The sequence below is a fragment of the Prosthecobacter sp. genome (assembly GCF_044232965.1).
Taxonomy (GTDB): Bacteria; Verrucomicrobiota; Verrucomicrobiia; order Verrucomicrobiales; family Verrucomicrobiaceae; genus Prosthecobacter.
Genome location: NZ_JBIIKX010000136.1, coordinates 1 through 5,832, shown reverse-complemented (window position 1 = coordinate 5,832; position 5,832 = coordinate 1). Strand labels below are relative to the sequence as shown.

Sequence of the window (5,832 nt, the reverse complement as noted above, 5' to 3'; positions counted from 1 at the left end):
ACTGGATGATTCGCCTGATCGATGTCGATCCAGATGGCAAGGCGGCCTTCCTGTGCGAAGGCGTGATCCGCGCCCGGCATCGCGACCCGCAGCGCGATGGAGCGTTCAATGCCCATCGTCTGAGCATCGTGGAGCCGAACCAAGTTTACCCGTATGTGATCGAGTTTTGGCGGGCCACTGGAAACGCCTTCGCCAAGGGACATCGCATTCGCATCGAAATCTCCAGCAGCTTCTTCCCCTATTACCTGCGCAACCTCAACACGGGTGCGGACAACATCGGGCTGGAGACAGAAGCGGTCATCGCACAACAAACCATTCATCACGATCGTCAGTTCGATTCACACATCGTGCTCCCGGTCATTCCGCGCCGTTAAGTTCTTCAGTCCAATACATCATGTTCAAGTTTCGAGTTCGTTCCACCTTTGTTGCCATGAGGATATTTCTATTCATCACCTCCATCTTTGCTTCGGGTCTCAGCACCTTGTTCGCGCAGGAGCTACTCGCAGGTACCGCCAAGGTCGAAATCACGCCCGCAGCCGAGCACGCGGTCAATCTGGTGGGCCAGCCACTGCAACTCCGCGATCCCTTGTTTGCGCGAGTGCTCGTGCTGAAGACTCCGCAGACCTCCATCGCCATCGTCTCCGTCGATCTCATCGTCTTCGCTTCCAAGAAGGTCATTGATGAAGCCAAAGCGAAGTATGGCCTCGATCACATCATCCTCTGCGCGACTCACACGCATGCAGCGCCTGCACCACGTGGCATGCTCATCAAGCCGCCTGCTGCGCCGGATTGGACACGCAGCCCGAAGGCACCGGCGGAAGTCATCGACTGGCCCGGCTTGTCCGCCGATCCCTGGTATGCCACCACCGAGGCCAAAGTCATCGCCGCCATCGGCCAGGCGATGCAGAACCTCTTTCCGGCACGACTCGCGGCAGGCAAAGGCCCCTTTGAGAGCGCTTACATGGCCCACAATCGGCGACTCGTGCGCGCCGGCATCGTCAGCGCCTTGTGGGAGAATCCAGACCGCCGACCGACCAAGCCAGTCGATCCGACGGTCGGCGTCATTCGCGTCGAAGACATGACCGGCAAGCCCCGCGCCTTCGCCGTGCAGTATGCCTGCCACCCCGTGACGCTCATGGGGGCCAGTGCTGTCTCACGAGATTATCCAGGAGCCATGGTCGATCACATTGAGCAAGAACTCGGCCCCGACTGCATGGCCATGTTTCTCCAAGGCGCGTCAGGCGATCTCGATCCCTATGACTTGCACAACCTGCGAGGCGAAAACCGCTTCAACATCGCCAAACAAGCCGGCATCTCGCTCGCCAAAGGAGCGCTGCAAATCGCCCAAAATCTCAAGCCGCAATCCGCCAGCGCGATCCAGGTGAAGGAAAGCCTGCTCACCATCCCCAATCGCCACGGCAACCTCAGCGCCGAGGTCGGTCTTCTGACCATGGCGATTGGCCGCGAACTCGCCCTCGTCGCCATCCCCGGCGAACCCTTCATTCAGCACCAACTCGATCTCACCGCGCAATCCCCCATCGCCAACACCTTCATCCTCGGTCTCGCCTATCACGGCAAAGGCACGCCATTCGTCGTCTATATCCCCACCGCCCAGGCGGTGAAAGAAGGCGGCTATGGTGCCAGCGAGTGCAGCTTTCTCGCAGCAGAGGCTGGCGAGAAGATGGTGGGCGAAGCGGTGGCCCGACTTCAAGACCTCACATCCCCGCCGAAGGCTTCGAAATGAACGATTCCATCATCCCCAACATGAAACGCTTCCCGGAAACTCTCGTTGCTTTGCTGCTGGCACTGCTGGCCTGCCTTCACGCTGAAACAGCCACTCCGAAGGCCAGCGGCGTCAGAGCAGAGACAATCATCGCCGTCTATGGAGACGCCGCTGCGGCCCCGACCCCGCGAGCGGGCTGGAGCTTTCAATGGAATGCGCGCGGCAAGCTCGGCGACTCCACAGGCTACGCTCCCTTGAGCTACGATGAGGAGGCAAGGGCCTATGGCGTGCGGGATGCGTCGGGAGCGTTGCGGGCCGACGCGCCGGGCCACACCATTTCGCGGGGCATTGGCTACCTCGATGTCTCGGCGATGCGGGACAAGGATGGTGTCGCGCGGTGTTACATCGCGTCTTACAGACTCAGCGCCGACTCGGTGGGCGAGGTTTGGATCAACCACGGCAACCTGACCACGCCACTCAGATACGGCACCGATTTGCAGGTCTATGTAAATGAGCAGTTGAAGGTGCAGTCGCTCATCAAGAAGAAGGACCGCTTCGCCCAGGTCTTTCGGTTCAATCTCGGACGCTTGAAAAAGGAGGACGTCATCCACGTCGCCGTCGGCCCCTCAGAGAACTCGCCCAAAGCCGCGGGTCGGCTTTTTTATGTCATCGAGGATTGTCCGGCGGGCCAGAAGCCTGCGGAGCCGGTGAACATCATCTCGCCGACGCTCCATGCCTCTGCGCCGCAGTTCGGGGCGAATGGACAAATCGGTGCCGCCTATGCGGACAAGCACAAGGCGCACTGCGCAGCGGTCGTGGCGACCCGCCCGGAGCTGGTCTTCATCGGCGACTCCATCACCGCACGCTGGCCGCAGGAAGTGCTGGAGGCGCGGTTTGGCAAACACCGCCCACTCAATCTCGGCATCGGCGGGGACTGGATTCAAAACGTCCACTGGCGCGTGCAGAACGGCACGCTCGACAAGGCTAAGCCAAAGGTCGTCGTGCTGCTCATCGGCACCAACAACCTCACGGGCAAGTTCACTCCTGACGAGATCGCGGCGAACATCGGCGGGCTGATCCAAGCGATCCAGAGCAAGACCGCCCAGAGCAAAATCCTGCTGCTGGGCATTCTGCCGCGCGGTGCCTCGATCAAAGACGAAATCAACGGGGCAATCCGCCAGACCAACGCCAAACTCGCCACGCTGTCCGACCAAAAGCAGGTCTTCTACCTCGACGTGGGCGACCAACTCGTCGAGCCCGATGGAAGCATCAGCCCAGCAGTGATGCCCGACAAACTCCACGTCGCCGGCCCCGGCTACACGCGCTGGATGAAGGCGATGGGCCCCACACTTGATAAGCTGCTGAATGAACGCCCCTGATTGAAAGACTCCGCCATGAAACACACCTCCACACTCCTCACCACCCTGCTACTGACCTTCTGTATCTCTGTGCCCGTTTCCGCAGCACCGATCGTGAAGGACGGCAAGGCGACGGCCGAAATCGTCATCCCGAAGGACGCCAATCCGATCGTGAAGGCAGCCGCAACGGAGTTTCAGGGCATCATCGCCAAGATGTCGGGCGCTAAACTCGATATTGTGAACGAACCAACCGGCAAGGTGAAGACCAAGGTTTGGTTCGGTGAAAACGAGATGACGAAGAAGATCGGGATGGATCTCAAGGAGGTCAAATACGACGGATACAAGATCATCGTCAAAGGCGACGATGTCATCGCTGCCGGTGTCGATATTGAATGGTATCAACACTACGGTCTCAGCGAGGACAACCTCTACAGGGTCCAAGACAAATGGCTGAAGCACACAGGGCACAACTGGCGCTCGCCGATGTTCATGGAAGGCCTCTACAACCAGTGCCGCGAAAGGGATGCGTCGAGGAGCCTTGGGTTTCATGATGGCATTGATTCCACCGGCACCCTTTTCGCCGCCTACGCGCTGCTCGAACAACTCGGGTTCCGCTGGTATATGCCCTTCGCCGACATCGGGCAGGTCATCCCCGAAAAGAAGGACATTTCCGTTGCCGATCAGGACATCAAGAGTGAACCGGCCTTCCGTTACCGCAACTGGAGCCACTGGCGTGGCTGCCGCGATGAAGCCATGTGGTTCAAATCGCTTGGCGGCGGGATGAGCGAGTTCATCTTCTTCTACCATGCCGCAGGGCGTATCCTCGACGGCAAAGAAGACCCCGAGTGTGCCGGAAAAGTCAACGGGCAGGCCGACTTCCGGGTGCCGAAGCTCTCTGGCGAAAAGTTCCGCTCAACGTTCATGCAGTATCTGGAGTCCGCCAATACCTTCTATCCGAAGATGCTTCCGTATGTCAGCTTCAACCAGCCGGACGGATGGAGCACCATCGGAGACGAGGACGTCGCCAACGGATGGGACAAACTGAAGGAGCGTGGCGATTCCGGGCGCTACAGCGACTACGCCTGGGATTTCAATGCGAACATGCTCGAGCGCTACAACAAGAAGTATCCTGGCAACCAGCAGCGCAAGGCCTTCTACGCTTACTCCGGCACGGTAGGCGTGCCCACCCAGCTCAGCGGCAAGTTCATCCCGGATGACATGACCTGCGTGTTCGCAAACACGACGGCCTATGACCACCTTAACCCTGATTTTATCGGCATCATGAAGGAGTGGTTCAAGTGCGTCAAACAGCCGGAACAGTTCATCTATTACGACTACCTCTACGACCGCGGTCCCCACCGCAACTACCCGCCCACCCCGTATATTTTCACGGAAAGCCTGAAGCAGCTCTTCAAAAATGTCACGCCCGACAAATGCCAGGGATTCCTCCTCGAATACGACGGACCCTTTGGCGGCATGACAAAACCCGAAAACCAAAACACCAACATCGGCTGCCCGGCACAGACGCACCTCATGATGTATCTCTACTCGAAGCTCATGTGGGATCCGAAGGTGGATGTGGACAAGCTGCTCGCCGAATACTACACGCTCTACTACGGCCCCGCTGCGGAAGAAATGAAGGCGCTGGATCAGTTCGGCGAGGAGATCTGGATGCGGAGAGCCCCACGCCGCGTGACGGCTTCTTCAGGAAACTTCAAGGAGGAGGATGTGACGAAACTCTTCGACATGTTCGGCAAGGCCCGAGCGAAAACCGAAGCTGGCAGCATCTATGCGAAAAGGCTCGACCGCCTCGCCTCTGAAATGGAACCCCTCAAGCGGCTGTTCGTGAACCTGCATCGCAAAGGTCCGACCATCCAAGCCGGACGCTTCGCCGAAGACACCAAGTGCGATGGCGATTTCACCAAAGCCTTCTGGAAGGGCGTGCCATCCTATCCGCTGAAGGACATGTTCACCAGCGCCAAGCCCAACCACATCTCCAGCACCGTCGCGTTCCGCGCCACACCGACCGCCCTCTACATCGCTATCGACTGCCGCGAGCCGAAAATGGACCGCCTCCACGACCGCACCAAGGCGCGCGACGACTCGGGCATTTGGTCCGATGATTTTGTGGAGATACGGTTGGAGAGTCCGAACGGGCGCATGCCTGTCATCAACATCAATCCCGCTGGTGCCATCTTCGATCAGGACACCACGGACCCGAACGTCGCCAACCTTCCAGCGTTCTACAGCGTGACCGATTATGCGGTGAAGAAATACACCGACAAATGGTGCATCGAGATCCGCATTGATTACGCATCGCTCGGCGCACTTATCCCCAATGTCTCGGCACCGTGGGGCATGCAGATCTCGCATCAGCGTCTCGCCGGAGACAAGCCCGAGTTCTACCAGCTCTCACCGACAGGCAAGGCGTTCAACAAGAACTTCGAAATGATGGCAAACATCACGACGAACAAACGATAGAGGAACAATACGATGATGTTCGTTACTATTCAAAGCGGCCGGAATGGCATTTTTATGGGAAGCCAGGTGTTCCCAGTCATGCGGACCTCATTGCCGCGCGGGACAACATCATGAAGCAGAGCGCAGAGTCGAAGCCCTGCACCTCCCGCGCAGCGTCTTGGAGAAGTTCTACAAAGCGGCCGGAATGGCATTTTTATGGGAAGCCAGGTGTTCCCAGTCATGCGGACCTCATTGCCGCGCGGGACAACATCATGAAGCAGAGCGCAGAGT

Annotated in this window: 4 protein-coding genes; all 4 read left to right on the top strand. The window is 58.7% G+C overall.

All coding sequences use genetic code 11. The annotated features are described in order from the left end of the window. On the top strand, positions 1 to 374 hold a 374-nt coding region (locus tag ACILSI_RS26515), incomplete at its 5' end, for a CocE/NonD family hydrolase (RefSeq protein ID WP_395724944.1). Positions 375 to 430: 56 nt separating this feature from the next. Next, entirely contained in the window at positions 431 to 1,744 is a 1,314-nt protein-coding gene (locus ACILSI_RS26510; RefSeq protein WP_395724943.1) for a hypothetical protein, read from the top strand. Beyond that, the gene (locus tag ACILSI_RS26505; RefSeq protein ID WP_395724942.1) at positions 1,741 to 3,102 is read left to right on the top strand and encodes a GDSL-type esterase/lipase family protein; all 1,362 of its coding nucleotides are present in this window, start codon (positions 1,741 to 1,743) and stop codon (positions 3,100 to 3,102) included. Before ACILSI_RS26510 ends, ACILSI_RS26505 begins: the two co-directional genes overlap by 4 nt. Before the next feature lie 15 nt (positions 3,103 to 3,117). After that, complete coding sequence (locus ACILSI_RS26500; RefSeq protein WP_395724941.1) at positions 3,118 to 5,562, top strand: DUF4838 domain-containing protein; 2,445 nt, start codon at positions 3,118 to 3,120, stop codon at positions 5,560 to 5,562. Positions 5,563 to 5,832 lie beyond the last annotated feature (270 nt).

Excerpts from the sequence above, each read along its gene's own strand:
- ACILSI_RS26505 (WP_395724942.1), top strand. The coding sequence starts at position 1,741 with ATGAACGATTCCATCATCCCCAACATGAAACGCTTCCCGGAAACTCTC.
- ACILSI_RS26510 (WP_395724943.1), top strand. The coding sequence starts at position 431 with ATGAGGATATTTCTATTCATCACCTCCATCTTTGCTTCGGGTCTCAGC.
- ACILSI_RS26500 (WP_395724941.1), top strand. The coding sequence starts at position 3,118 with ATGAAACACACCTCCACACTCCTCACCACCCTGCTACTGACCTTCTGT.